The organism is Pontibacter lucknowensis (assembly GCF_900156415.1).
GTDB classification, from domain to species: domain Bacteria; phylum Bacteroidota; class Bacteroidia; order Cytophagales; family Hymenobacteraceae; genus Pontibacter; species Pontibacter lucknowensis.
Genome location: NZ_FTNM01000003.1, coordinates 293,902 through 320,690, shown reverse-complemented (window position 1 = coordinate 320,690; position 26,789 = coordinate 293,902). Strand labels below are relative to the sequence as shown.

The 26,789-nt window shown below is 51.2% G+C and carries 15 protein-coding genes and 1 pseudogene; 6 read left to right on the top strand and 10 right to left on the bottom strand.

Translation table 11 applies throughout. The features are described from left to right. The first annotated feature begins 9 nt into the window (after positions 1–9). Together arsB and BW972_RS20205 are read left to right on the top strand one after the other, a co-directional pair. Positions 10–1,095 carry an ACR3 family arsenite efflux transporter gene (arsB, locus tag BW972_RS12150; protein ID WP_076422333.1) on the top strand — a complete coding sequence of 362 codons (1,086 nt, stop codon included), beginning with the start codon at positions 10–12 and terminating at the stop codon, positions 1,093–1,095. A 15-nt stretch (positions 1,096–1,110) separates the two neighbouring features. Beyond that, positions 1,111–1,356, top strand: a pseudogene (locus tag BW972_RS20205) (fasciclin domain-containing protein); the annotation flags it as partial. Here the strand turns inward: BW972_RS20205 and BW972_RS12145 are convergent. The 5 genes from BW972_RS12145 to BW972_RS12125 form a co-directional block, all read right to left on the bottom strand. Beyond that, positions 1,340–2,554, bottom strand: coding sequence for a sensor histidine kinase (locus BW972_RS12145; protein ID WP_007655691.1), 1,215 nt, complete (start codon positions 2,552–2,554; stop codon positions 1,340–1,342). The pseudogene BW972_RS20205 and the gene BW972_RS12145 overlap by 17 nt on opposite strands. Positions 2,555–2,748: 194 nt before the next feature. Beyond that, entirely contained in the window at positions 2,749–3,240 is a 492-nt protein-coding gene (locus tag BW972_RS12140; RefSeq protein WP_159439860.1) for a CHRD domain-containing protein, read from the bottom strand. A 114-nt stretch (positions 3,241–3,354) separates the two neighbouring features. Next, positions 3,355–4,590: a hypothetical protein gene (locus BW972_RS12135; protein WP_007655687.1), complete on the bottom strand. Its 1,236-nt coding sequence runs from the start codon at positions 4,588–4,590 to the stop codon at positions 3,355–3,357. Next, positions 4,568–5,134 (bottom strand): RNA polymerase sigma factor, encoded by a 567-nt coding sequence (locus tag BW972_RS12130; RefSeq protein WP_007655686.1) that lies wholly within the window; start codon positions 5,132–5,134, stop codon positions 4,568–4,570. Before BW972_RS12130 ends, BW972_RS12135 begins: the two co-directional genes overlap by 23 nt. 266 nt (positions 5,135–5,400) lie before the next feature. Continuing rightward, positions 5,401–5,658 carry a CBU_0592 family membrane protein gene (locus tag BW972_RS12125; RefSeq protein ID WP_076422331.1) on the bottom strand — a complete coding sequence of 86 codons (258 nt, stop codon included), beginning with the start codon at positions 5,656–5,658 and terminating at the stop codon, positions 5,401–5,403. Between the two features lie 72 nt (positions 5,659–5,730). On the opposite strand from BW972_RS12125, the gene BW972_RS12120 reads away from it, so the two are divergent. The 4 genes from BW972_RS12120 (at position 5,731) to BW972_RS12105 (ending at position 11,955) form a co-directional block, all read left to right on the top strand. Beyond that, positions 5,731–6,654, top strand: a complete 924-nt coding sequence (locus tag BW972_RS12120; protein WP_234986369.1) for a LysR family transcriptional regulator — start codon at positions 5,731–5,733, stop codon at positions 6,652–6,654. Positions 6,655–7,014: 360 nt separating this feature from the next. Further along, a complete protein-coding gene (locus tag BW972_RS12115) occupies positions 7,015–9,420 on the top strand; it encodes a TonB-dependent receptor (RefSeq protein ID WP_076422330.1) in 2,406 nt (801 codons plus the stop codon). Between the two features lie 26 nt (positions 9,421–9,446). Further along, positions 9,447–10,664 carry a DUF4374 domain-containing protein gene (locus BW972_RS12110; protein WP_076422329.1) on the top strand — a complete coding sequence of 406 codons (1,218 nt, stop codon included), beginning with the start codon at positions 9,447–9,449 and terminating at the stop codon, positions 10,662–10,664. A 79-nt stretch (positions 10,665–10,743) separates the two neighbouring features. Beyond that, on the top strand, positions 10,744–11,955 hold the full coding sequence (locus BW972_RS12105) for a PepSY-associated TM helix domain-containing protein (protein ID WP_076422328.1): 1,212 nt from the start codon (positions 10,744–10,746) through the stop codon (positions 11,953–11,955). 80 nt (positions 11,956–12,035) lie between these two features. Here the strand turns inward: BW972_RS12105 and BW972_RS12100 are convergent, their stop codons facing one another. From BW972_RS12100 to BW972_RS12080, 5 genes are all read right to left on the bottom strand, one after another. Further along, entirely contained in the window at positions 12,036–12,977 is a 942-nt protein-coding gene (locus BW972_RS12100; RefSeq protein ID WP_076422327.1) for a DUF808 domain-containing protein, read from the bottom strand. 287 nt (positions 12,978–13,264) lie between these two features. Beyond that, on the bottom strand, positions 13,265–16,051 hold the full coding sequence (locus BW972_RS12095; RefSeq protein ID WP_076422326.1) for an outer membrane beta-barrel protein: 2,787 nt from the start codon (positions 16,049–16,051) through the stop codon (positions 13,265–13,267). A 380-nt stretch (positions 16,052–16,431) separates the two neighbouring features. Then, entirely contained in the window at positions 16,432–17,673 is a 1,242-nt protein-coding gene (locus BW972_RS12090) for an OmpA family protein (protein WP_007655674.1), read from the bottom strand. Positions 17,674–17,685: 12 nt separating this feature from the next. Then, positions 17,686–18,681 carry a PorP/SprF family type IX secretion system membrane protein gene (locus tag BW972_RS12085; protein WP_076422325.1) on the bottom strand — a complete coding sequence of 332 codons (996 nt, stop codon included), beginning with the start codon at positions 18,679–18,681 and terminating at the stop codon, positions 17,686–17,688. Between the two features lie 5 nt (positions 18,682–18,686). After that, complete coding sequence (locus tag BW972_RS12080) at positions 18,687–26,402, bottom strand: Ig-like domain-containing protein (protein ID WP_159439859.1); 7,716 nt, start codon at positions 26,400–26,402, stop codon at positions 18,687–18,689. Positions 26,403–26,789: the final 387 nt, after the last annotated feature.

Here is a 26,789-nt window from a genome sequence, read left to right as displayed (position 1 = left end):
AATAATGATATGAGTGCTAACAACTGTACCCCAACCTACCAGCGCAAAAAACTCAGGTTTTTCGACCGCTACCTCACACTGTGGATATTTTTGGCCATGTTTCTAGGCATAGGCATCGGCTACTTTATACCTGCCTCATCCGGGTATATCAACTCACTGTCGAGCGGCACCACCAATATTCCGCTTGCCATCGGCCTGATCCTGATGATGTATCCGCCACTGGCCAAGGTCAGGTATGAGAAAATGGGCGAAGTGTTCAAGAATGTAAAAATCCTGAGCATGTCGCTGCTGCTGAACTGGGTGATCGGCCCTTTTCTGATGTTCTTTCTGGCCATTCTCTTTTTCCATGACCAGCCCGAGTATATGATCGGTCTGATCCTGATTGGTATAGCCCGCTGCATCGCCATGGTGATGGTATGGAACGAACTGGCAGAAGGTAACCGGGAGTATGCAGCCGGACTGGTGGCGCTTAACAGTATTTTCCAGATCTTCTTCTACAGCCTTTATGCCTACTTGTTCATCTCGGTACTGCCTCCGCTGTTTGGAATACAAAGTGCCGAAATCAATATTACTATCGGGCAAATTGCCGAGAGTGTACTCATCTACCTCGGCATACCTTTCTTTGCCGGCATCATCAGCCGTTACGGACTTATCAGGCTAAAAGGACTTGACTGGTTTAACAACACATACATCCCGTTTATCTCACCTATCACACTTATCGCTTTGCTCTTCACCATTGTGCTCATGTTCAGCCTGAAGGGCGAGTTGATGGTGGAGATCCCGTTTGATGTGCTGCATCTAGCCGTGCCGCTGGTGCTCTACTTCGCGCTTATGTTTGTGATCAGCTTTATATTGGGCAAGTTGCTGGGTGCCGACTATTCCCAAAACGCGGCCATTTCTTTCACAGCCACCGGCAACAATTTTGAACTGGCCATAGCAGTTGCCATTGGCATATACGGCATCAACAGCGGACAGGCTTTTGCCGGTGTGATTGGTCCGCTGGTAGAGGTGCCGGCGCTGATTCTACTGGTGAATGTGGCCTTCTGGTTTAAGCGGAAATGGTACAGCCGGGAGAAAAAGCCTGTCAACTCGTGAAAATACGCCCTCAGACAGATTCTGCTATACCATGTGGTGGAAGGCCGTGTATACTCAACCGACCTGAGCTCAGGTGATGTGGGTACCGTCAACGGAGATTCTTTTAATGTAAATACCGCCGATCTGACCATCACTGATACCCAGGGCAGAGTTGCCAACCTTACAAGACAGGGGCACCTCTTTTCAGCCGGGCCCCTGTCTTGTAATATGGAAGCCCCGAAAGGGAAAGCTTTAAATTCACCTCTTAAAATACGATCGTAAAGGTCGTGCCTTTGTCTAATTCACTTTCAACCTTTATCTCTCCCTGCACTCTATCCACCATTCTTTTTACAATGTACAGACCGATGCCACTGCCCTCCACATGGTTATGCAAGCGCTTGAACATCGTAAAGACATTGTGCTGTTTTTTGGCTGGTATACCTAGTCCATTGTCCTGCACCGACAAATAGGATTTGCCATCAGACTTTTCGAGTTTTACAATTACCTCTGGCGTTCTGTCAGGAGAGCGGTACTTGATAGCGTTACTGACAAGGTTGGTGAGGATACTCTTAAAATTCCTTAGTGAAAAGCCCGTTAATCGACTATCCGTAGCGATAACCTCAATCTCCGCACCAGACTCGACAATGAGACTTTGCAGGTCCTGCTTCACAGATTCCATGATATCATAGAGATCAAGAGCCGCTGCCTTTTCGTCTGCACCTGCTTTGTCAAGCTCTACAATGGTGGTAAGGTCCCTTATTGTGGCGGAGAAACGCTTGAGGGAGGTCTTCATCATGGCAGTGATTTGTTTGATCTCCTCCCGGTCCATTTCTTCTTTTGAAACAGCATCAGAGAGGATCGAGAGCAGGCCTTCGATGTTGGCTACCGGCGACTTGAGATCGTGTGAGGCGGTGAACACAAAACTATCCAGGTCAAAGTTGGCATCCCGCAGCATGCTGTTTTTACGCTGCAGTTCCAGGTTAACAACATAGCTGCGCTCCAGCACGCTACGGCTCTGCAAGTGGAAGGCCAGCAGGTCGGCGAACATCCTAAAAGTATTTATCACCTTGGGGTTGTTGACTTTGGCCGGATTAGCATCGATTGCGCAGAGCGTCCCGAAAAAAGTACCGTCTTTCAGAATGATGGGAACCGAAATGTAACTTTGGAGGCCATAGATCCTGGGGGTATGGTGATCTTTGTATGCCGGGTCTTCTGAAACATTGTCAATAACGATGGGCTGCCGGTGATCCCTGATCTCGTTGCAGAGGGTTGTGGCAATCTCCAGTTCATCACCCTCTTTTAACCCGAAATGCACCTGATCACGCACACTACAGGCCAGCCATCTGTCCTCTGTTACACGTGCGACTGCCGAAAAGCCCATTCCCGTAAGCTGACAGACCGTTTCAAGCATGCTCGGGACGATGGGGATTTGCCTTACGGCTTCCAAGTCTTTCAGGAGGTTGTCTTGGATTTCAATCATATAGAAAAGCCTTTTTCTGATTAGCGGATTTTCTAAATGCTGAAACCGCTGTTCCTTAATTCTTTAAAATTAAAAAAAAATAGTTAAAACAGAATTAAAGCCGGGCAGAAATAAGTCGTCCCTATGTTACAGGGTGAGGCGGTACAGGCACCAGGCTGCCAGTGAGCAGAACAGCCGGGCACCTATACTGTTTCTTATCTGGTAATCTGGCCTCTCAATTCGCCATCAGGATACTGGCTGCTGTGAATGTTGATGTACCACTCACCTGCCAGCAGTTCTGCCTCCTGCGTAGCTGTGAGCGGCGGCGTTGCGCCAACCAACGGGCTCAAATAAGGGTTATTGCTGGAGTATGGGTCAGTGCCGGGGTTGATTGGTATAGTGATTGGTCCGGCCACGCCTACTGCCCCCCTGTGAAAGTGCATGGCAGTAGGTGTGATGCCCTGAAAAGTGATGGTGTAGTTTATCACTTTAGTATCCATGTTATAAGTGCCCCTGAAGGTACCCGTCGCCTGTGTATTGACAGGTGGCACCTCGTTAGCTCCGGTTAGCGCCACTTCGTTCAGGGTCACAATCTCAGCGTCAGGTATAACAGTGGTGTCATCATCGTCGTCACAAGCGCTAAACATAAATGTCATACTCAGCAGTGCGCCAAGTAGTATTCCAAAATTGATTCGATACGTTTTCATCTTCATTAAATTAATTGATGTGGTTCAAAAATGTAAGCAAAGAGATTCTTCCTGACGCAGCCGCAGCTGTGTCATATCGTGGTGCGTTTAAGTCCCCCTAAACAGTTGATCTTTCTACCTAAATGTAAAGCCGGCTGTAAAAAACACTCCTGCACTGGTGAGCTTCACTCGCCCTTCGCCTATACTTGCTAGCGGAATCTTAACGAAAGGCTCTGCCCCGATCGAGAAGGCAGGAGACAGTTGGCGCGTATACCCTACCGATAAGTTCTGGACTCCGAACCAGTGCCTGTTCTCGTTCGAGAACTCCCGGGTTTTGCTGTAAGGTTCTCTTCCATTGTAGTGGTAGGTATAGGTATATGATTCATGGAGCATCAGATAACTGGAAAGCCCGGCCTGCACCGTCAGCACGTTCTTGCCCCAGCCCAGCAGCTGGTACTGCAAGTTGATAGGTATATCGAGCACCCTGCATTGTGCCGCAATCAGATCAGGCAGCCTTTTGCCGTCCCAATAATCTGGGGAGGGTGCATAGTCGGCGGGTGTGGCGTTGTAGCGTTTGTTGGCCCATACAGCCCCCGACACCAGGCTCAGCCTTCTGGTGATGGGCACACTGAACAGCATCCCGGCATTGGCACTCACCGCATCCGGATCCTTGAAGCGCACGGTGGTCATGTCTGGCGCTGCAACCAGCATCACCCGCACACTGCGCAGGAATACCCGCTCTCCCCTATTATCAGACTGGCTGCTGTCTGCAGGTATAGAATCTTCAGCAGGTATAGGCAGCGCAACTTTTTGCGGTGCTATACCTGTAGCAAGTTGCGGCATATCCACTCGGGCTAGCTGCATCCTGCTCGTTGCAGTTGGCAAAGGCTCCTCCATGATGGCGCCCCGACTGACAGGTATAGCCTGGCTCTCAGATAGGGCACGGCCGCTGCTTCTTTGCACAGGCTTCTGCTCAGATTGGGCCACTGTACCGGCACCTGGCTGCACAGCAGGGTATAGCGCAGCGGGTGATTCAGGTGCTGGTACAGTGGCGTGCTCTACTCCTTTGGCATGGTCAGGTATAGCCGCGATTTCTGACCCTAGTCCGGGCTCTTGTTTTACCGCGACAGACGTGCTTTCCTGAAGTGGTGCGTCTCTTTCCATCAATTTCCAAACAGTGCCTACCGTTACCAGCAGCACCAACAACACGAGGGGCCACAGTCGGTAGAGACCGGCCAGTCCGCCCTGGGCATGGTCCAGTTTCCGGTCCATCGCCTTCCATGCCTCTTCATCAAAGGGAGGATCGTAGCGCTCGGCTGATTTCCTGAACAGGTTGTCCAGCTCCTCGTCAGACATATTGTTTGTGCTCATCGATTTTGCTTCTTTGTAATGCCTCCCGCAAATTTGCCCTGGCCTTGGCCAGGTTTGACTTCGACGTGCCTACTGCTATCCCCAGCGTTTCCGCTATCTCTTCATGTGTATAGCCATCAATCGCATAGAGGTTAAACACGGCCCGGTAGGCAGGCGATAACTGCTGCACCAGTGAGATCAGGTACTCATAGTTGAGCTGCTGCTCTACATTAAAAGGATCAGACGCCGGCTCCGCTGTCTCAATGTCCTGCAGATAATAGTTTTTCAGGTTATGCCGGTAGTTGTCTAAAGCTGTATTGATCATAATCCGCCGTACCCAGCCCTTGAATGGCTTGTGCGGCTCATACTGCTTCAGCCTGGTGAACACTTTCATAAAACCATCGTTCAGCACATCCTTGGCTTCTTCTGCAGTCGTGGAGTAGCGGACGCAGATACTCATGGCATAGCCGAAAAAGAGCCGGTACAGCTCTTTCTGCGCCCCACGGTCCTGTTTCAGACACTGACGGAGCAGCGCGTCCAACACTTTGCTTTCTGTCTTGCTCACTGTTCCAGAATTTGCGCTCCCATCACGGACTTTGATCAAAAAGGGTTGCCTCGGCATATAAAAAAAAACAGCAGCCCATACCTGGATTTTACGTTTATAAACCATTGTTAATCAATAATTAATAAGAACACCGGGCATCTAATGGCCAATCAAATGCAAAGCAGCTTCGGCGAGTGTGGTCAGCAAAAAAAATCCCTGCAGATTTTCATCTGCAGGGATCGCTTGCTCCGGGGAGCCTGTAAGTTCTATCTTATCAGAAATGCTGACTAAGGTTGCATGAAATAAGCCCTGACTAAGGCGATGACGGCAACAAGCAGGAAGATCGTGTTCAGCACCGAGCTTGCATGCGCCTTTTTGGAGACAGCATACAGGATCATAAAAAAGCATCCGACGATGTTCATCCCCAGGTACTCCAGCGACTGTCCGTGTGTAAGCCCCATGCTGTTCAGGCTAAAGGCCGAAAGCGAAAAGAAAGCGCCCGTCCAACCGACTGCCTCTCCCATGTATTTGCGTAGTGTTAGCATAGCTTTAGTGACTAATAATTTATGATTGCAAAGTAAACTGGTGCAAATGGGCTTAAAAATGCTTTTATTCGCTTGACTAATGCAAAAAATGAATCACAGCTGATGGAGCTACAGCAGATTAGGTACTTTCTGGCACTGGCGCAGGAGTTGCACTTTTGGAACACAGCCGAGCGCATGTTCATCACGCAGTCAGCCCTCAGCCGACAGATTAAAGCGCTGGAAGACGAACTGGGGGTGCAGCTCTTTGAGCGGACGAAGCGGAGTGTGAAGCTCACCGAGGCAGGAGCTTTTCTGCGCGAGCAGTGGCTGCCACTGCTCGATGAGATAAACCGCATTCACCTGCAGGCCCGGAAGATTCACGAAGGTGCCTTTGGCTTAGTACGCATCGGGTATCCCGGCTCCATTGTTTATGGCTTTATGCCTGACCTGATCACGAGCATCTCCCATGCCCTTCCCGAACTGAAAGTAGAACTGGTGGAGCCTACTGACATCAGCTTTGAGCAACTGCTGCTCAACTACCAGATGGACATGGCTTTCCGCCGTGACCCTGCCGAGAACCCTGCGCTGCAGTCGGAGTGCCTTTATTCGGAGTCTTATGCATTGGCCGTGCCGCAAGGCCACCGACTTACTGAGCAGAACTTTACAGGACTGCACGACCTGGAAAACGAAAAATTCATTCTGTCAAACCTGGCCCAGACGACGTTTTATACCGCGGGCCTGCGTCAGATTTTTGAGGACCATCATTTCACCCCTGATGTGCGCATCGAGACAGATTTCGGGGGCATGGTGCTGGGACTGGTTTCCAAGGGGCTCGGCGTAACCATTCTACCCTACTCTTATTCATTCAGTGCCCTGCCTAATGTGCGCTTTATCAAACTCCCCTACCAGATGAACCTATATGTCACCTGGCGCAGAAATGACAACAGTCCCGTCCTGAAAAACATCCTGAAACTGGTAGCTGAAACCGCACACAAGTATAGGCAGGAGCAGATGTAGTCCCTGGACAACACAAGTATTCCTTATTAACTTAAAGTGCTTTCATTCCCATTCAGACAGGAGCAGCATTTGCACGAAGTGGTGCCATACCTGTGGGTTATACCTCAGAGCAGGTATTCACCTCATCGCCGGGGCTAATTATCCAGGTAAGTTTGCGTTCGCATCAATTCATCCCTATCTCTACTTTTGTCCTCCCGTTCGGTCTTCAGGACACTGACAAACCGCTAAAAACCGAATGGCATACCGCAGCTGATCAGCACCCACTTCATTTGTTTAGAATTAATCTAAATAATTTTTTGAACCTTAAATTTTCTGTCATAGCTTTGCCTCAATTTAAAATGATTCTAAATAATACAGGCATTGCGGCAGTTTATCAAAATCATCGGTTCGATTGTTAGCCTTCTGGTGCTGGTATGCTTCACCAACACAGCCTGGGGCCAGGAATTGGCCAAAGCAGGTATCTCCGGTAGCGTCAGTACTTCCGCCGGAGAACCGCTGGCAGGTGTAAGTGTAGTACTCAGGGAGGCCCAGAAAGGCATTACCACAGATGCCGCAGGCCGATACGAAATAAACAATGTTTCCCCGGGCGATTACACATTGTTGATTAGCTTCCTGGGCTTTGAGACGCAGGAAAAAAGCATCTCGCTCAAACCCTCTCAAACTTTAGAACTAAATGTCAGCCTCCGCGAGAAATCCTTTGAAATGAAGGGCGTGGAGATCATCGGTAAATCTGCCACCCGAGAGGTAAACGAGCAGCCTTATGCTGTCACCGCCATTTCAACGAGAGAGCTGCAAAACAGCACATCTGACGCCAAAGAAGTACTGAATCGGGTAGCTGGGGTCAGGGTGCTGGAAGAAGGTGGCCTGGGCTCTAACCTGAGTTTCTCACTCAATGGCTTTTCAGGGGATCAGGTAAAGTTCTTCCTCGACGGCATCCCGATGGACAACTTTGGCTCCTCACTGCAGATGAGTGACATCCCTGTCAATTCCATCGATCGGATCGAGGTGTACAAGGGGGTGGTACCCGTGTGGCTGGGTACGGACGCGTTAGGCGGTGCCGTGAACATCATCACCAACCGAAAAGCTAAGTTCCTGGACGCCTCCTATTCCATCGGCTCTTTTAATACCCACCGGCTGTCGCTGAATGGTGCCTATACCAACCCGACCAACGGCTATACCTTCAGGGGCAATGTGAACTACAACTACTCTGATAATAACTACCGGGTACTGGTTCCGATCAGGGAAGGAAGCAACATCATCGACACGACTGAGGTAGAGCGATTCCATGACCGCTACCGCTCCGGCACTGTAAAGCTGGAAACAGGCTGGGTCAATAAAAAGTACGCTGACAACCTCCTCTTTGGCGTGATCGCTTCGGGCAATGACAAGCAGGTGCAGACCGGCGCGACCATGAACAGCGTGTACGGTGGCATCATGCGCAACAGCCGTTCGGTGGTACCTACCCTCCGGTATAGCAAAGACAATTTGCTGGTAGACGGATTGAATGTGAGTCTTTACACAGCCTACAACATCACCCAAAGCGAAGTGATCGACACCCTGCGCGGCGTTACTTACAACTGGTTGGGACAAGCTACTTACACGCCGGGGTCCAATAACGGAGAGCTGTCCCGCACCTATACCACGTTTGACGACAACGACTTTAACAGCCAGCTGAATGCAGGCTATACCTTGAGTCCGAAGCATTCACTGGCCTTCAACTACGCCTACTCCTATTTCCGCCGCAAGGCTTTCGACGCTGAGAATCCGGACAGAATTGAGAACCAGTTTCCGAGATCGCTGAACAAGCAGGTGCTGGGCCTGGCTTACAAGTTTGACCTGAATGAAAAGTGGAGCACTACGCTGTTCAGTAAAGCCTACTTCCTCCATGCCAGAACGAGCAAACAGTATGACTTTGCCCTTGAAACCCAGCGTACCGAAGCCCTGGAATCGAGCAAGCAGAACTTCGGCTACGGCCTGGCTACCACCTACTTCCTGCTGCCGGACCTGCAGCTGAAGGCTTCATACGAACATACCTACCGGATGCCCTGGGCCACCGAAATTTTTGGAGACGGGCTGTTTGTGCAGCCAAACCCTGACCTGGGCCCGGAGCAGAGCGACAACTTTAACGCCGGAGCCTCCTATGGCTTTAAGCTAGGTCAGGATCATCAGATCAACCTCGAGAGCAGCTTTGTTTACCGTGAAGCTAAAGACCTGATCTACCAGGTAGTAAGAGTAGCCAGCCCACAGACCTATTATGACAACCTGAGCGAAACAAGAACGCTGGGCGTGGAAGGCAGTCTGCGCTACCAGTGGCGCGACATGCTACGATTGGGCGGCAACTTCACCTTCCAGGACATCACCGACCAGGCCGACTTTGTATTTAACGAGTCTTATACCAACACTGGGTGGCAGCGGAACTTTCAAAAAGGCTTCCGTTTACCCAACACCCCTTATATGTTCGGCAACGCCAATGCGGGCCTTACCTTCCGGGATGTGCTCGTGCCGGGGTCTGTCTGGAATGTCAACTACTTCTACAACTATGTGGAGCAGTACTTCCTGAGCTGGGCAGAACTAGGCTCCCGAGATACAAAAAAAGTGATCCCGACACAGTCATCGCACAACCTCGAACTCTCCGGCAGTTTCCGGGAGGGCAGGTATAACGTTGCGATTGAATGCCGAAACCTGACCGATGCCCTGCTATACGATAAGTACTATCTGCAGAAACCCGGCCGTGCTTTTTACCTGAAATTCAGATATGTCCTTTAACTATAATCTAAATTCAAACAAATCATATGCTTTCATTTAAATACGCCAGCAAACTGGCATTACCAGTCCTGAGCCTCTGCTCTGCCCTACTGTTCACCTCCTGCGACAGCAACGACGATAACCCGACCCCGGATGCTGACAGCTCATTTGTGATGTCACTTGCCATCCAGGGCAGCGACGGAGGCTTTACGTATTACACCGTTCCTTTCAGTGACCTGATGACAGGCCCACTTACTGCCAAAGGACAAGGCATAGAGCAGCCGGGTTACTACGACTTCACGCAGATCGACAACACGATCTACAGTATCGGCGGTCTGGATGACGTGAATGTGGTGGGTATCTCTAAAAATGAATCTGGTGAGCTAAAGCAGATCGGCAACGTTTCCTTCCCCAACAGCCTGTCTGATATTATCAAGGCTGACGATAATACCCTGGTGGGCGTGGAAATGGCATCGACTTCCGACGTGATCAAGTTCCATACCTTCAGCGCCAACACCGTAACGGTTACTGCCACCAAGCAGCACCTTGTTTCTGCGATTACCAACCTCAAGGCACCTTCTTATTCAGGGATGGCCATCAGTGGCAACAACCTATACCTGAGCTACTACATCAGCGACCCGACTACCTACGCAACCCCGCATACTGACAAAGCGCAGATCGCAGTTTTCTCCTACCCGGGCTTAGAGTTCCAGAAAGTGATCGAGGATACCCGTACTGGTCCGATCGGTGGCTTTAACACCAAGTCAGGTTTGACGGAAGATGAAAAGGGAGATGTGTATGCCCTGTCGCACTCTAACCCGGCAAACGGCTACAGCCAGGTGACCAACAAGCCCGGTATCCTGCGTATCAAAAATGGCGAGACTACCTTTGACCAGACTTACTTCTTCGATGTGGAGCAGCTGACCGGCGGAAAAACCATCTCGCACCTGAAGTACCTGGGCAACGGAAAAGCATTTATTGAGGTTAACACAGCTGCCAGAAACCAGCAGGCAGCCTGGACAGACGGCCCGCTGCGATCCGCGATCATCGACCTCAACAGCAAAACCCTTAATTACATCGATGGCCTGCCGGAGCATGCTGGCAGCGGCCGCAGACTGGCAGCATTGCAGGACGGCAAGTATGTGTACATGAGCGTTCCGGAAGGCAACAGCATTTTTGTGTACAGAATAGACACCGAAACCAACTCGGCTACCAAAGGAGCTGAAGTGGAAGCCAACTTTGTGGCTGGTATATCCAAACTTTAACAGACATTGACTCTTATACCCGCTTCATCGATGTACGATGGAGCGGGTATTCTCTCTTTAAAATTCCTTTCTGAATAAGATGAAAAGCAAGAAGAATAGCGGCAAAAGTGTGTTGAGACGGGTGAATGACTGGCTGCACCTCTGGCTTGGCCTTGCATCGGGCATTGTGGTGTTCATCGTCAGCATTACGGGCTGTATCTATGTCTTTGAGCCGGACATCAAAGATGCCCTGGAGCCCTGGCGCTTTGTAGAGGCACAGGATAAGCCTTTTGTGCCACCAAGTCAGTTGCTGGATACGGCAGCAGTCTACATGCCTGGCGTAAAGCCAACCGGCCTAACCTACAGCAACAAAGAAGGGGCTGCCGCAGTCGGGTATATGGGTGGGGGCAATAGAGAGGCAGACTTCACCGCCATCTTTATCAACCCCTATACCGGTGAGTTTCTAAAAAAGCAGAGCAGTGGGGACGGACAATTCGACTTTTTTCATTTTATCATAGACGGGCACCGCGCCCTGTGGCTGCCTTACGAGATCGGACGCCCGGTGGTAGGTATAGCCACCCTGATCTTTGTGGTGCTGCTATTCACGGGTCTGGTGATGTGGTGGCCCAAAAAACTGAGCAAATCTGAGCTGAACAAGAGCTTCAAGATCAAGTGGAACGGTAAGTTCAAGCGGGTGAACTACGACCTGCACAATGTGGTGGGTTTTTACAGCCTGATCCTGGCTTTCGTGCTGGCCGTGACGGGTCTGGTGTGGAGCTTTGAGTGGTTTGGCAATGGCCTGTATTACCTAACCTCAGGCGGCGAAGAGAAGCCCGGACACCATCACCCGCACTCTGATGTTTCCAAGGCGGGTATGTTCGCCGACGACACCGTTTCGATGCTCGACAAAGCCTGGTACAAGACGCTGGCCCTGGAGCCAAACGCACAAGGCTGGTACATGACGCCAATCCTGGAAGACGAAGAAGACGCGATTGAGCTCACAGCCTACCAGGAATTTGGCACCTGGTATAACCGGAACGAATACTACTACGACCAGCATACCCTGGAGCTCTACCGCGTGCAGGGCGACCGCTACTCAGAGGCCAGTCTGGCAGACCAGCTGGTGATGCTCAACTACGACATGCACGTGGGCATCGTGTGGGGATTGCCAGGCAAGATCCTCGCTTTTCTTATCAGCCTGATCAGCGCCAGCCTACCGATCACTGGTTTCCTGGTGTGGTGGAACAAGAAGAAAAAGCCGAAAAAAAATAGTCAGGAAAAGCAGCAGCTGGCGAAAACTGCCAGGGCTTAACCAACAGAGTACAGACACGATAGAAACACAAAAGGTCGCCTAAGTATAGGCGACCTTTTGTGTTTTATTGAAACTGTAGCTTAGTGTGCTACCTTTTCGGCAGGGCGTTTGAATAGTTTTTTGCCCAGGGTCACAATTTGCGCAATTACAGCTCCCAGCAGCAAACCACCCAATGCCAGCACCAGCACCTTCACGAGCCAACCAAGCACAGGTATGTCAGGGAATAAGTGATCCAGAGTTTCCATGGGGTGATGCATAAACGGCAAGCCATGCGCAATAATCTCGGCCCCTACCCACAGCATGGCCGCTGTACCCACGTAGCCAAGTATAGTCAGGAATTTCGGCATGGATTTCACAATGCCGCGGCCGATCTTCTGAGTAGTCGGGTGGAACTTGTCCTGCGCCATGTGCACGCCAATATCATCGGCCTTCACGATAAGCGCCACAAAGCCGTATACCGCAACGGTAATAAAAATAGCTACCGCGAACAGCACCACGATCTGATTGACGAGGGTGCTGTCGGCTACGGTGGCGTAGGCAATCGCCATGATCTCGGCGGATAAAATAAAGTCAGTGCGTATAGCCCCGGTTACCCTTTGCTTTTCCAGTTCTTCCGGGGTGATCACGTCCATCTCTTCGGTGGGTTCGTCGGTCGGCTCGTGGGTTTTGCTGAACATGGAGTGCACTTTTTCATAACCCTCGAAGCAAAGGAAAGCACCGCCTATCATCAGCAAATAAGGTATAACCACTGGCAAAAAATAGCCGAGCACCAGCGCAGCCGGCCCCAGAAAGATCGCTTTGTTGATAAGCGACCTTTTCGCAATCTGATAGATAATGGAAAGCTCCCGCTTCGGGTCAAGGCCTACTACATATTTGGGTGTCACGGCCGTGTCGTCGATCACAATGCCGGATACTTTGCCGGTCGTTTTTGCCACTTGCGTGGGCACGTCATCAAGGCTTGCCGCACTGACTTTTACCAGTGCTGCTACGTCGTCTAAAAGCGCAAGAAGTCCTGTCGCCATGGTTGTGTTTTTGTTATAAGGTAAGTGTAATGCCTACTCTTTACGAATTACACGCAGGAGCGGTCTTTTGGAGGTATGTAATTTAGGAGAAAGCTCCCGGATTGTAATATAGAAGAGCCGTTATATTGAAAAAAAAGGCAACAGCTGGCTTGGTTATAGAAAAGGAGGCTTTTGGAAGTTTAAGCTGCAGCACGCTCATTCTTTTATAACACCGCATTAAAAATCCTGCAAAATATAATTCTGCAGGATTTTTAATGCGGTGCTTTAGCTGGAGCTGGCTATTTACCTTAGAACCGGAAAAGAGAATTTTGTCTACCACCGACTTTGCCGCCAAAATTGCGGATGTTATAGGTAAAAGTGAGCATTCCGTGCCGTGTTAGCATTTCGGTCTGATAATCCTCAATCAGGTTTTCTCTTATAAGCCTGTTGGCTGAAATATTCTGATCTAACAGATCGTAAACTGAGAGTTTCAGTTGGGCACGGTCGTTTTTCATGAACAGCAACGTAACCCCTGCGTTCAGTCTGCCATAGCTGTTCTGCAGGCCAGGCGCCATGTTAGAATTATACCAGTAGTCGAAAGTAGCTTCCCAAACAATTCTTTTCGGCATTCGCACCACTATCTCCGATTTGGAGATTCGGGTGCTGATGCTTAAGTTATTAAAGGCATTGTTTTCGTAAGTACTACGTCTGTGGCTCACATCAAAAGATTGGCTCAATTCCAGCTTATCATCCAGGTTCATCCTGGCCTCCATTCCAGGCCTGAAATTCCAGCTCTGGCTGAAGCTTTGAGAACCGTTTAACAATATAAGTGATCTATCATAGTTAACCTGCATGTTGCCTCCGATCGAAAACTTATTCTTGTCATACTTAAAATCTTTCATCAAACCACCTCTTCCACTCAGCATCCAGTTACCGTCTGTGTTAACAGGTCTGCTCGTCTGCACACCGTTTTCATCAATCGTCCGGGCTCTGGTTATGAAATTGTTTCGGACGGTGCCATACATGTTCGCATTGTAGTTGATAGACTTCTTGTTGTCGAATTTTCTGTAGTTCATGCTAAGCGTATTGGCTACCGTGGGCTTTAGGGATGGGTTTCCATAGGAAATAAACAGCGGATTTGTATTATCCACTACGGGTTGCAGGTAGGTTGCCATGGGTTCCTGCAGATTTACATTATAGCTAAAATTTAATTGCTTCCAGTTTACATTGAGGTTAGGAAATACATAAAAGTAATTCTGCTTAATGTCTGGGATCGTCTGAAACCTGTTGTTGATGTTTAATGCAGTAAAGCGGATACCGGGCTGTAGCGTTACATCCTTAATCTTCCATCTAAGGCCTGAGGTAAAATAGTTTCGCCATCCGCTTCTATCGAGCCCGTTCGACAGCCCTGGCACAATAGTATCATACGCTCCGGTTTCGGGATCTGCCAGGTACGTGGCTAACACATTGTCATTATTGAAATACTCTGAATTTAGCGTGAAAGTAGCGCTTACGGCCTCATTGAGAGGCTCCGTGTAGGAGAGCGTATTGTATACCTCGAAGTCGTTCTGATCGGTATTCCGCAACTGATCAAGTAACGTTGCTGTTGGGTCGGGCTGGTAAAAAATGTTTTCCGCTTCGTTAATTTGGTCCTGTAATGAAGAATACTGGTTCATTCTGCTGAATAGTGTCAGTCGCCTTCCTTTCTTTTCGAAGCTGCGTTCAAATTGAAGGAGGTTCCCAAAGCCCATGCCCTCTCCGCTTATATTTTCTTCATTGGTACTTTCATTCAGTCGGTTTCCGTTGTGCCGGAAGGTGTTCGTATAAGCGTTTTGGTTAGCGTTATGGTAAGAGAATTGAACACTTGGATTTATACTTAAGGTAGTAAGGGGGCCGAGTTTCCACTCTATCTTTCCGCCAATGCGGTGGCTTTCGCTTCTGCTGATTTGCCTTCTGTTTCTGCGGCTGTTGAGGGTGTCACTTTTCAGAAACTGCTCCGAATTAACCACCTGGTTCAGATCTTCTCTGCTGTCGCCAAAAAAGTACTGCAGGTTCACTTTAGTACCCCGCTTTGTTACCGTGTTAAAGTTGGCGCCCCCACCCGAAGACTGCTGTATACCTTGGCCCATACCTCCAAAAGAAATCCCATTAACCGAGATTCCTCCATTACTATTCATCCCAATACTGTTAAAGCCGCTACGGGCAAAACCTCCTATTCTCCTGATGTCGGCAAAGTCAAAACTGGCCCTGTTAAGGTTATTGGAGTACCCAATAATACTTACCTGCGAGGTGTCGCGGAACATATTGACAATCCCCCCCACTTCATATCTTTCTTTTGTACCTGCACCGCCATATAGTTTGCCAAAGGCCCCCTTCTTAATTCCTTTTTTAAAGGTTAGGTTAATTACCTGCGGAATTTCCATAAAAGGCATATCGGGGTCGCGGCGTAGTGCTTCCGGGTCGTTCATTACCTGTACTTTGTCGATCACATTTGCCGGCAGGTTGCGTGTGGCTATTTTAGGGTCGCTGCCAAAGAACTCTTTCCCATCCACAAGTATCTTCTGTACTGACTTGCCATACACCATAATGTTGCCCTGTTGATCGACAGTAACACCTGGCAATTTGCGTAAAAGGTCTTCCACTAAGGCGGTGGGCAGGGTTTTGAAGGAGGAGGCATTAAATTCAAGTGTATCGTTCCTGACCAGAACCGGGGGAGTTTCTGCTACAATCAGCACTTCATTGAGCAGGTTAGACGACTGCTCCATGTTGATGACACCAAGGTCGAGAGATGCCTGGTCCGGTGTGAGCTTGAATTCTTTTCTGTATACTTTAAAGCCCATCATAGTAATTACTACCCGGAGCTGCTGATCCAGCGGAAGACCGGGTACACGGAAGCTGCCTTTCTCGTCACTCATCCTGTATGTTACCATGACGGTGTCTGCAGCTGTATACACGGCGACTGTGGCGTAAGGGAGAGCCCCTTTGGTTGCTTCATCAAGGAGGAGGCCTTTTAATTCCCCTTTCTGGCTTTGAGCTTTCAGTTCCGGAATAAAAAACGAGAACAGGAACAGGCCTGAGAGCAGCACGTACTTCATAGAAACTAAGTTAAGTTTGTTTTGCAGGCAGACAGGAAATCTGCATACAAACATTACCGCAGATCTAGTGGCAACCTAAAAAGTACTACAAAATACATATATTTTATATATATTAAAAATAAGATATCGAAGCTTTGCTGTCTTAGAATGGGTAAATTGAAGTTTTCAACGCGCAGAGGTTGTCAATTACAGGTAGAGGTTTTTTCAAGTATAAATCTGACCCGGAAATAATTTACACTTCCTGCTAGTGCGCACTGGAAGGATTACGCGTAAGAACAGTCTTTTTGGGACAAACCGTGCCACATAAAAAAAGCAGGAAGCTACTTCTTTTAAGAGTAACTTCCTGCATTCCTATCCTGCCAGCAACAAACAATATCGCACTATTGCACCAGGTATAGCTCCGTCTTACGGTGCGCTTTGCCCTTGCCCGGGAGTACTTCCCCCTCTATTTCTACCTGGAAATCCTTGGCTCCAAAGTAGCGCTGGATGTACTCCTTCACACTCTGCGCACGCTGCTCGCTCACCCGCTGCTTTGCCGCAGGCTCCCCGTAGCCGTCCGAATAGCCTTTGATGACAAAACTTGTTCCGTCTGGCTGCTGGCGCAGGAAGCGCGACAAACCAGCCAGTTCGCTTAGGCTCAGGTGCACGCGGTTAAACTCGTTATAGAGTACCAGCGATGGGGTCGCGGCACGCATAGGCTTAGCTTTCACCGACTCTTCAGCAATAACTTCTGACTCAGCTGGAGCAACCTCCTCCAGTGCGATCTGCTGTGGCACCACTTCTACCTGTGGTTCAGAAACAGGCTCCTCAACAGGCGCTGCGACTGCAGTAGCAGGCAGGTCTCCCAGCAGGTAAGCAACATAGCGCGGCTGCTCCTTGGCAGTGCCGGTCACCCATAAGGTATGGTCAGCGCTTTTCCTGAAGTAGGCATTGTAGGTTTCCTTTTCGTTCACCATACCAGTTAAGCGCACTGCCGCTCCTGGCTGACCATCACGCAAAGCGGCTCCGTAGATGTAGGCTGTCTCGCCTTCCTGACGGGAAAAATACAAAGAATCGTTGCGTACGAAAGGAGCGAACTCCGCGAGGTTTGAGTTGACCTGCTTGCCCAGGTTGCGCGGGCGTGACCACGACTTGCCATTCCACTCACTCAGGTATAGATCGTCGTAGCCCTGTGAGCCTGCCAGTTCGGCGGCGATATAGAGATGGCGCCGGTCCTCGGTCAGGTATAGGCCCAGGTTGTAAGAGTGGTTGCGCAGACGTGGCACAGGAATATCCTCGCCTTTTACGAACTCGCCGTTTGTCCAGGTATACTTTGTGATTCGCTCCTCTCTCCTGCCCGACTTATGGTAGACGTACACTTCGCCCGCCGCCAGGTTGCCGCCAACCACAGCATTGATGTGGCCGGCATTAAGAGCATTGGCCCGCTCCGTAGTCTCCGTCTCGCCGAGACGGGCGGTGTAGAGGTACTGGCCGCCGTCCTCTTTTTTGGTCACAAGCAGCATGTCCTCTCCTACCAGCGCTACGCCGGCCATTTCAACGTTCGTCTCCTGAAGTTTTATTTGGGCTTGCCCTACGGTCAGGGTCCCTAAAATCAATCCAATGGTGTATACAATCTTCTTCATGTTCACTTCGCTTTACCAGATGGTTATTTGTCTGCCGTACTTCGGATATTTAACCGGGATCAGGTTGTAGGTGAGGGAGATCTCGTTCGTGCTCCGGCTCACGTGGCGGGCATTCTGAATGGGAATCTCGTAGGCATAGCCGATGCGGAACTGATCCAGACGCAACCCGGCGGTAGCGCTCCAGGCCAGGTCCTGGCGGTAGCTGCCTCCCAGCCAAACCATGTTCTGAAAGATGGCCTTAAGTTGCAGCTCTGCGCTCTCTTTCAACTTGTTGTCATACTGGAACATGGCATTGGCCACCAAGCCAAACTCATCGGAGATCGCCGTGCGGTAGCCCGCCTGCACGAGGTGCTTGCGGGTATAGAGGTCCTGCAGGAACTCGTCTCCACCCGACACAATCCCCCCTTTGGTCACGTCCTGCATCGCATAACCGATGTAGAAGTTATCAGCCGTGAGCGTCCAGCCCAGGTTCAGGTCGAGCTTGCCCTGCCGTAGGCGCTGCCCCAGCACACCCTGAAACTCCGGGTCGCTCTCGTTGTCCACCGTCAGCCTGTTGCCGTCCAGGCGCTGGGCATTGTAAACGATGGCACCGCCCCAGCGCAGGCTCAGCCTTTCTGAAAGGCGCACCCGCGAGGCATAGCCCAACTGCACCTGACTTTCGGAGAAGGGTCCGAACTCATCCTGCAGCACTGATAGACCGAAAGCATGCTTGGCACCAACCTGTCGGTTATAGTAATCATCCTGCCGGGTTCGGAGCATGTCACTTTTTCGCCAGGCAGTCAGGTCCGCGAGGTCCAGCTCCGCGGAGGCGAAGTAGGTGCGAGGCGCTCCCTCAAATCCGGTCCACTGGTTGCGGTGAAAGCCCTTGAGCATGGAACCCTCGTAACCTGTCAGCGAAGGATTGTAGTATTGCTGAAACAGCTGAAAGTTGGCAATGTGCTTTCTGTTCTGGGCACTCACGCCCAGAGCAGAAGCAACGAATAGTATAGATAGGATTAACTTTTTCATGTTGATTACTTGCTAAGGATTGTCACCACACCTCTTTTCACCCAGTTGATATCCTTCACCTCCACCGTGAAGAGGAAGGCACCTTTCAGGATCTGTCCGTTCGGGCCGCGTCCGTCCCAGCCTTTCTCCGGATCAGTAGTCTCAAACACGCGCACACCCGAGCGGTCGAACACCTGGATGTAGACCTGGTTGTAGAAGCGGAGCTCCGGGATGGTCCAGTTGTCGTTGATGCCGTCGCCGTTCGGAGAGAAAGCGTTGACGATCTTGAGCTGGTCCACGGTGCGGTCATAGGCCTGCTTGGTCAGCGTGAAGGTGCGCTCGATCGTGTTCAGGTATGGGTCGGTGCTGCGTACGCGGATGGTGAAGGAAGTCATACCTGACAGGCCGTTGTTCGACTTCAGGTATACCTGGTCGCTGCGGATCTCGAAGAGTGCATTATGGACATCGCCCTCGCCGCTTACCAGGGTATAGACAAACTCGGTGTCGTCCGGGTCAGTGGTAGTCAGCGTACCGATCACATCTGCTGCCGTCGCATCTGGTTTGAAGTTGGTGGCGCTGAAGGCAAGTACAGTTGGCACTTTGTTCGGCTGCACTTCCACGGTTACTTTGGCAGTCAGGTTATCCAGGTTGGTCGTCATCTCGGCCAGTTCCAGTATACCGGTCAGCACATAAGGTCCGGCTTTGGTGCCATCGTAGGTACCGGCTTCCCAGCGTACTTTCACTTGCGCTGTCTCGCCGGTAGAGTAGGTAACTGCTACAGTTGCCGGCAGCGAAACCTGCTCGAATTTCGTACGGATCGGCACCTCGATTATGGCTGGCTCCGTCACAGAAGCGATGTTGCGGGTAATCTTCACTACCTGCGCCGTTACTTCCGCTCCCTTGTTTCCGGCCTTGTCCGTCAGGTATAGCTGCACGGTCAACGTGCCATCTTGGAGTTTCTCCAGGTCAAGGTTCTCGATGCGCACGCTTTGCTCTGTCACCTCGCCCGTACCGGAAACTTCTGTGTTTTCCTGGGCGCTGGTGATGCGATAGGTATAGGTCGTACCCGGTTCAGCACCTGTGAGCAGCAGCGCCATATCCTCCAGGTTCGATACATCCACACGGTCAGCGCTCCAAGCGATGGCGTAGCCAGCAGGTGCCTTGCCATCATAAGTCAGGGTCAGTTGGTTAGAGGCTGTATTGCCGTTCGTGGCTGCGTCCGCTACTTTGTTTTCGGCAAGGACGATGCTTACTTCTCCGTCAGCAGCTGGTGTCACCAGGGCGCTGTACCTTGTTTCACTTATCTTCGTCAGGTCAGCAGCTGTACCGTTGGTGACGGAGATGTCAGCCAGATCTAAGCCGGTTACAACTTCACTGAACTCGATCGTGACAGGTATAGCGGCGTTGGTCAGGGCCGGAGCCGTGGTAGCCAGCGTGACTGCCGGACGGGTTTTGTCATACTGCAGGCGCAGTGTGTTAGAGGCCAGATTGCCGTTACCGGCCAAATCTTCTACCACATCTGCAGCAACGCTTACGGACACTTCTCCTTCAGCAGATGGCGTGATGGTAGCGGTGTATACCTTGCCGCCTGCGGCAGGTGCAAGGTTCGATACAGTTCCTCCAGTCACTGCTACGTCAGCCAGGGCAAAACCAGAAACCTGCTCGCTAAACGTAAACACGACTTCGACGGCAGCGTTGATCGGACTATTGGCTTCTGTGCTCAGCACCAAGGTTGGCTTGGTAGCATCGTACATTCTGGTTAAAGCATCAGCCTTCAGGTTACCGTTTCCGGCAGCATCGCGAGCTACGTCAGCTGCTACCGCTATACCTACTTCGCCATCGGCCAGTGGTGTTACCAGGGCAGTGTATACCTGCGCAGACACCTGCGTAAAGGCAGAAGCAGCACCGTTAGTCACAGCGATATCCTGCAACTCAAATCCTGTCACTGCTTTGCTGAAGGTAAAGGTTACCTCGAATGGGCCATTCACCACATCCGCGCCCGTCGTGGACAGTACCAGCACTGGCTGGCTCACATCGTAGCTTACCTGCAGTCGGTCGGAGGCCAGGTTGCCGTTACCAAACGCATCCCGCGTCACGTTCTCAGCCACGGAAACTGTCACCACACCATTTGCACTTGGTGTCACCAGGGCTGTGTATACCGTAGCGCTTTCTTTAATTAGATTAGAAACGCTTCCATTCTCTACCGTTATGTTGTTCAGCTCAAAGCCTTCCACAGACTCTGAGAAGGTTAAGCGCGCGGTAAAGGCGGTATTGACAGGGCTGGTCACCGCTGTGGCCACTATAACGGCTGGCCTTGTCGTGTCATAGAGTCGGGTAAGCTGATCGGAGACCAGGTTTAGGTTACCCGCTGCATCCTGCGCCACACCGGCAGCAATAGATACGCGCACTTCCCCATTCGCTTGCGGTGTGATTTGCAAGGTATATTCCTTGTCACCTTTCGCCGCGAAGGCTGTCACCGTACCATTTACAACCGTCACATCAGCAGCAGTGAATCCGGTTACCGCTTCGCTGAAGGTGACAGTTACCTCGAAGGCGGCGTTCAGCTTCTCAGGTGCACTGGAAGCCAGTACAACAGTTGGCTGTGTCTTGTCAATATTCAGTTTCAATGCAGCGGCTGCCGTATTGCCGTTGCCGGCTGCGTCCTGGGCCACATTTTCTGCCACACTCACAATTACTTCGCCTTCCGCAGTTGGTATGATGCGGGCTGTATATACCTGAGCAGAAACCTGCGTGAAGGCAGCCGCCGCTCCGTTGCTCACTGCAATGTCTCCTACTTCAAAGCCACTAACTTCTTTGCTGAAAGTGAAGTTCACCTCAAAAGCAGCGTTGGTTGGGTTGGTTGCAGTAGTGGAGAGGGCAAGTGTAGGTCTGGTAGTATTGAAGGTTCTGGAGAGTACTGCAGAAGCCGTGTTGCCATTGACTGCCGCGTCCTGGGCTACATTAGCCGGCACCGAAACCGTTACCAGTCCATCTGCCAGCGGGCTTACCTCCACGGTATAGTGCTGGTTATCCGTTGTGGTCAGGCCGGAGAGCGTAGCGTTTACCACTGTTATATCCTGCGCTGTAAATCCTGTTACAGGCTCGGAGAACGTAACGCTTACCTGGAAAGACCTGTTGATCGGGTTCGGGGCAGTACTAGCCAACACCACGGTTGGACGGTCAGCATCATATACCACGGCGAGCGTGCTGGAAGGCAAGTTACCGTTTGAAGCCGCGTCGCCCGCTGCATTGGCAGGCACCTGTACGGCTACTTCACCGGCTGTCACAGGCGTTACCAGCGCACTGTAGCGTCGACCGTCCACCTGGCTGAATTGAGAAAGCGTACCGTTGCTAACGGCTATACCTGTCGCAGCAAGACCTGACACGTTTTCGCTGTATTCAAAAGTAACTGTGAAGGCGCTGTTAACAGGACTGGAAGCGCTTGTGCTGACAACCACAGCAGGTCGCGTAGTATCGTACAGTGTCGTAATGGAATTGGAGGCGGCATTCAGATTGCCCGCTACATCAACTGCTACACCGGCTGCCACACTTATTCTTATTTCTCCTTCCGAAGCAGGGGTTATGGTCGCCTTGTATACCTTATTGTCCGCGGTCACCAGGTTGGAAGCCGTGCCGTTTACCACTGTCAGGTCTGCTATCGTGAAACCGGTAGCGGCTTTGCTGAATGTGAAGGTTACATCGAATGGCTTGTTGGTAGCAGCCTGCACATCGCTGGTGAGTGTGAGCGTGAGCGGCACATTGTCCAGGATGATCTGCGCCTCCGCCGTACCGATGTTGCCGGCACCGTCGCGCAGTTGGGCGTATACCTGGCGGTTGCCGTTTACAGCAGGTAGTGTCCAGGCTTGACTTGTCGCGAAAGGCATCCAGTCGCTCCAGGTGGTGTTGTCGTTGGAGAAGCGCATGTCGGCCACGCCGGTCAGGGCGTCGGTTGCCGAAATGCTCAGCGTAACTTCCGTAGCGGCCATGTGGGTAGCCCCGCCGTTGATGGCGAGCGTTCCGGTCGGCGCTGTTTTGTCGAAGGTAACGCTACTGCTGTTAGTGGTAGCGCTGACAGCTGCACCTGCATTGCCCGCTAGATCGCTGAAGTTGATGCTGAATGGTACGTTGCCTTCGTTGCTGGCAGCAGTCATGGTGTAGGTCGCGCGATACTCCGAACCAGAAACATTCACTACTGTTGCCGCATTCCCGGCAATCAGCACCGTTAGCTGGATCGCTTCGCTGGCCACGAATTGCAACGTGATCACATCGCCAACTTTTGCTACGGCCGGATTGCTATTCTTAGAGGCTATGCTGACAGACTGCAGGGTTGGAACCACGGCATCTACCAGCACCCCAGTGGTAACAGGCACCTCATCAAACATCAGATCATCGGCGTAGTTACCTGCCAGGTCGGTGATGGTGAAATTTCCGGCAGGCGGCGTGCTACCTGCCATAGGTCTTGGGCCGGGGATGAGGTTATCCACCGTCATAATCAATGGCGCTACCTCAATTCCATCCATGTCCAGTTCTCCCTCCTGCACGGTATAGCGGAAGGAGATCTGCTCGGTGCCGCTTCCCTGGTTGTACAGGGCCAGCACTACTTTTTCACCTATCTTAAGCGGAATAAAAGGATTTCCGTCCGCTGGTGGTGCTGGCAGCTCCAGTTCCGGCTCGCTTGCAGCCCTGGCGCTCAGGGGACCGAATATAGGTCCTGCCTCGCGGAGTTCTACCTTCTCACTGAAGCGCACCGTGAAGTCCAGGTGCTCGCCCTGCTTATAAATCTTATTGGCAGGCACCGTCAATCCTGTGATAAGAGGACGAATACCGTCTACACGCACATTGCTGCGCGTGACAGGAAACGTTGAGCCTGTGCTCAGTACATTGCCCTGCATATCGGTTGGCATTGTAGCGTCCGATTTCAGGGCCAGCACTTCCAGGCCTGCCCCCTGCTCGCCTTCCTGCACCGAATAGGCATAATAAGCAGAACTTTCATAAGCCCAGTCCAAGGTAGCCTTGCGGATTTGTGTGCCGACACGTAGCTCAAGGTATGAGCCCTGCGTGCGCTGCATGTTTTTGCTGAATTCTACACTGAACAGCAAGTAGCGCTCCCGCTCCAGGTTGTAAGTGCCGTCGTTGGGTAGGGTGATAGACGTGATGGTTGGCGCAACAGCATCTACCAGAACACCGGCTGTTGAGGCCACCCCGTTCAGCGACAAGACAGCTGCATTGCCGATCGCGTCGGTTATTGTTCCGCCATTCAGGGTAATACCAACTGCCAGCGCAATACCATCCGTATCAATCTCGCCTGGCTGCACGGTATAGCGGTAGGTCAGCGCAGTTGTGCCCGAGCCGCTCTGATAAACTGCCTGCCGGGAAGCAGCGCCTATGGTAAGGCCGAGCATTGGGGTACCGTTTTCGGTAGCTACAGTCACGGCTTCACTGAAGTTAACCGTGAAGTCCAGGTGCTGACCTGCGCTGTACGTAGCATTGGCAGGTACAGAAACGGAGGTGATAACCGGACTGGTGGTGTCTATTGTATATGTCTGACCAGCGGTATACCCTCCGCTGAGCCCGCTCCCGACTGCATCTGTGATCCCGGTTCCACTTGCCATTACATCCAGACGCAGGGTGCCGCTTCCACTGATGTTAGAGACTGTTATCTCGTATCTAGTTCCCGCACCACTTACGCCTGAAACGGTGCCTGTTACCCCCCCTGTAGTTGCCAAAGAGAAATCGTCTGCATCAACACTTGTAACTCCCTCGCTGAAGGAAACCAGGAAGGTAACCGAGGTCACGTTGGTGGTTGCTGTTGCTGGATTGTGGCGGGTGATGCCCGTTACGGCCGGAGCCGTTGCGTCTACCGTCCAGGTATAGGAGGCCGGCGTAGGATCCAGATTTCCGGCTGCATCCATGGCCTGTATCTGTACGGTGTGCGTGCCTTCGCTCAAGCCCGTCAGTGTAAGCGGCGAAGCAGCAATGGTAAACGGACTGCCATCCACGCTTGCCTGGAAGGTACTGACAGTTTCGTCGCTTGTGAAGGTAAAGGTAGCGCTGGTGGCGTTTGTAGCAGCAGCAGGGCTAGCGGTTATGGTAGTGTTAGGAGCCGTTGTATCAATCACTACAGTTAAGGCGGCTGAAGCGGGGCTTTGACTTCCTGTTCCGTCCACCGTTATTGCCGTCATACTGTGGGCTCCATCTGCCAGGCTACTGCTTGTTATTGTCCACTTACCAGAGGCATCAGCCTGAGCAGTTCCAACCGCACTACCACCGGAATACAGGGTGACGGTATAACCAGCCGTCGCCGTTCCGGAAAAAGTTGGCGTGTTATCGTTCGTGATGTTATCGCTGTTGCTTATACCAGTATCGCTGGAGCTGAGCAGGTCCGGAACTGAAGGGGCGGCCAGCTCAACGATCGTTACATTGATAGTAGCTGTATTTGAGGTGGTTGTTCCGTTGCTGACCCTGTAAGAGAAATTATCAGTACCAACCGCATCAGTATTTGGTGTATAGGTAAAGGCTCCTGTATTGGGATTAAGTGAGAGCGTGCCTTTAGATGGACTGGTAACTATGCCATAGCTCAAAAGCTTACTCTCGGGGTCACTACCAGTCAGTTTACCAGCGTAGGCTACATTCTTTTTGGTAATGATATCACCTGCCGTTGATCTAACTCTGGCAGTTGCCAGATCCATATTTCTGAGTGTGCCATGGTTTGCGTTTGCTGTTGCATCATACGCTGTAGTGCCCGATGTCTCATCAAAGCGCCAGTAACCTGCTAGCCCCGCTTCGTTGCCGCTCAGGGTAGTGGCTCCAAGTGTTTTGATTTCTTCTGCAGTCAGCGCCTTTTTCCAAAGCGACACGTTGTCTATCTGCCCGTTGGCAAAGCTCTCATCTGCATTAATGACAGTACCAATGCGTATGGATGCATTGGATGCTGAAGATGTGTAGTTTACTCTATCTGAACCAATTAAAACGCCGTTGGCATAGATTTCCATTCTGCGCTCGCCACCAACATTGCGCCTTACAGTGGTTACCTGTACCCACTCTCCCAGTTTATAAGCTGTTCCGGTACTGAGCCAGGTCCAGCCAGTTCCATGCTTGTCGATTCCGTGGGTAAATGTACCGTTTTCTGCACTCAGCCAGAACTGCATATCGCCACCACCTGAAGGTCTGCTGAAAAGACCGGCTCTATTCATACTGTTTGCCTTGAACCAAAGCGAAACAGTAAACTCTGTTTCAGAATCGAACTGGTTGGAAGGTTGGGACGGAATCTCCACATAATCATTTACACCGTCGAACTGAAGCGCATTCACATACCCAGCCACAGGGGGAGCTGATACGGTAGGTGCAGCCCGTGTTACGTTTACAGTATAGGTTTTAGTGGTCCCGTTCTGCGCTGTTACGACAACAGGAATTGAGTTGGAGCCAACATTCAAATTAACTGCTCTGGAGGTCACGCCACTGGCCAGCACGGTTCCGTTGATACTCACAGTAGCATTGGCATCTGCTTTGGTTGGAGTGACTGTAACCGAGGCTACGGTATTGGCTACACTTGCCGTGTAGCTAACTGTATTGGCATTAAATGCCGGTGACAACGTAGTGCCTGAGAGGGTCAGGTTGGAGAGGTTGGCATTACCGGACAAGGGAGCGCCAGCAGGACCAACTACCAGGTTGTCGAGGTTTAAGGTATGGAGACCTGAAAAGTAGAATGTTACTGAGCTAACTTCTACATCTTTTGAAAGCACCAACCCCTGTCGGTTTCGATCATTAAATATCTCCTGCGGCAGACTGCTCCCTGTATAAGTTACGGTAAGGTGTGGCGGTGGATAATATGTTGCATCACTGAAGCAGTCATAGCTTAGCCAGAGTCCATAAAATTTGAATCGTTGGCCGTCTTTACGCTTTATAGTAAAGCCGGTTGTCGCAGCGGTACTAAAGTATAAGCTGCCGCTATTGTTGGCACCTCCGTTACTTCTATTTTCCCAATTACCATTTATTATACCTGACAGTTCATACTCTACCCCGCCAATATTAATAATAGCCTTTGTGTTGTAGAATCCATTTTCTTCTTTACCGCTTAGAGCTGCAGGGGTGGAGAAATCGTGAGTATACTGGGTTTGGGCATGGGCAAC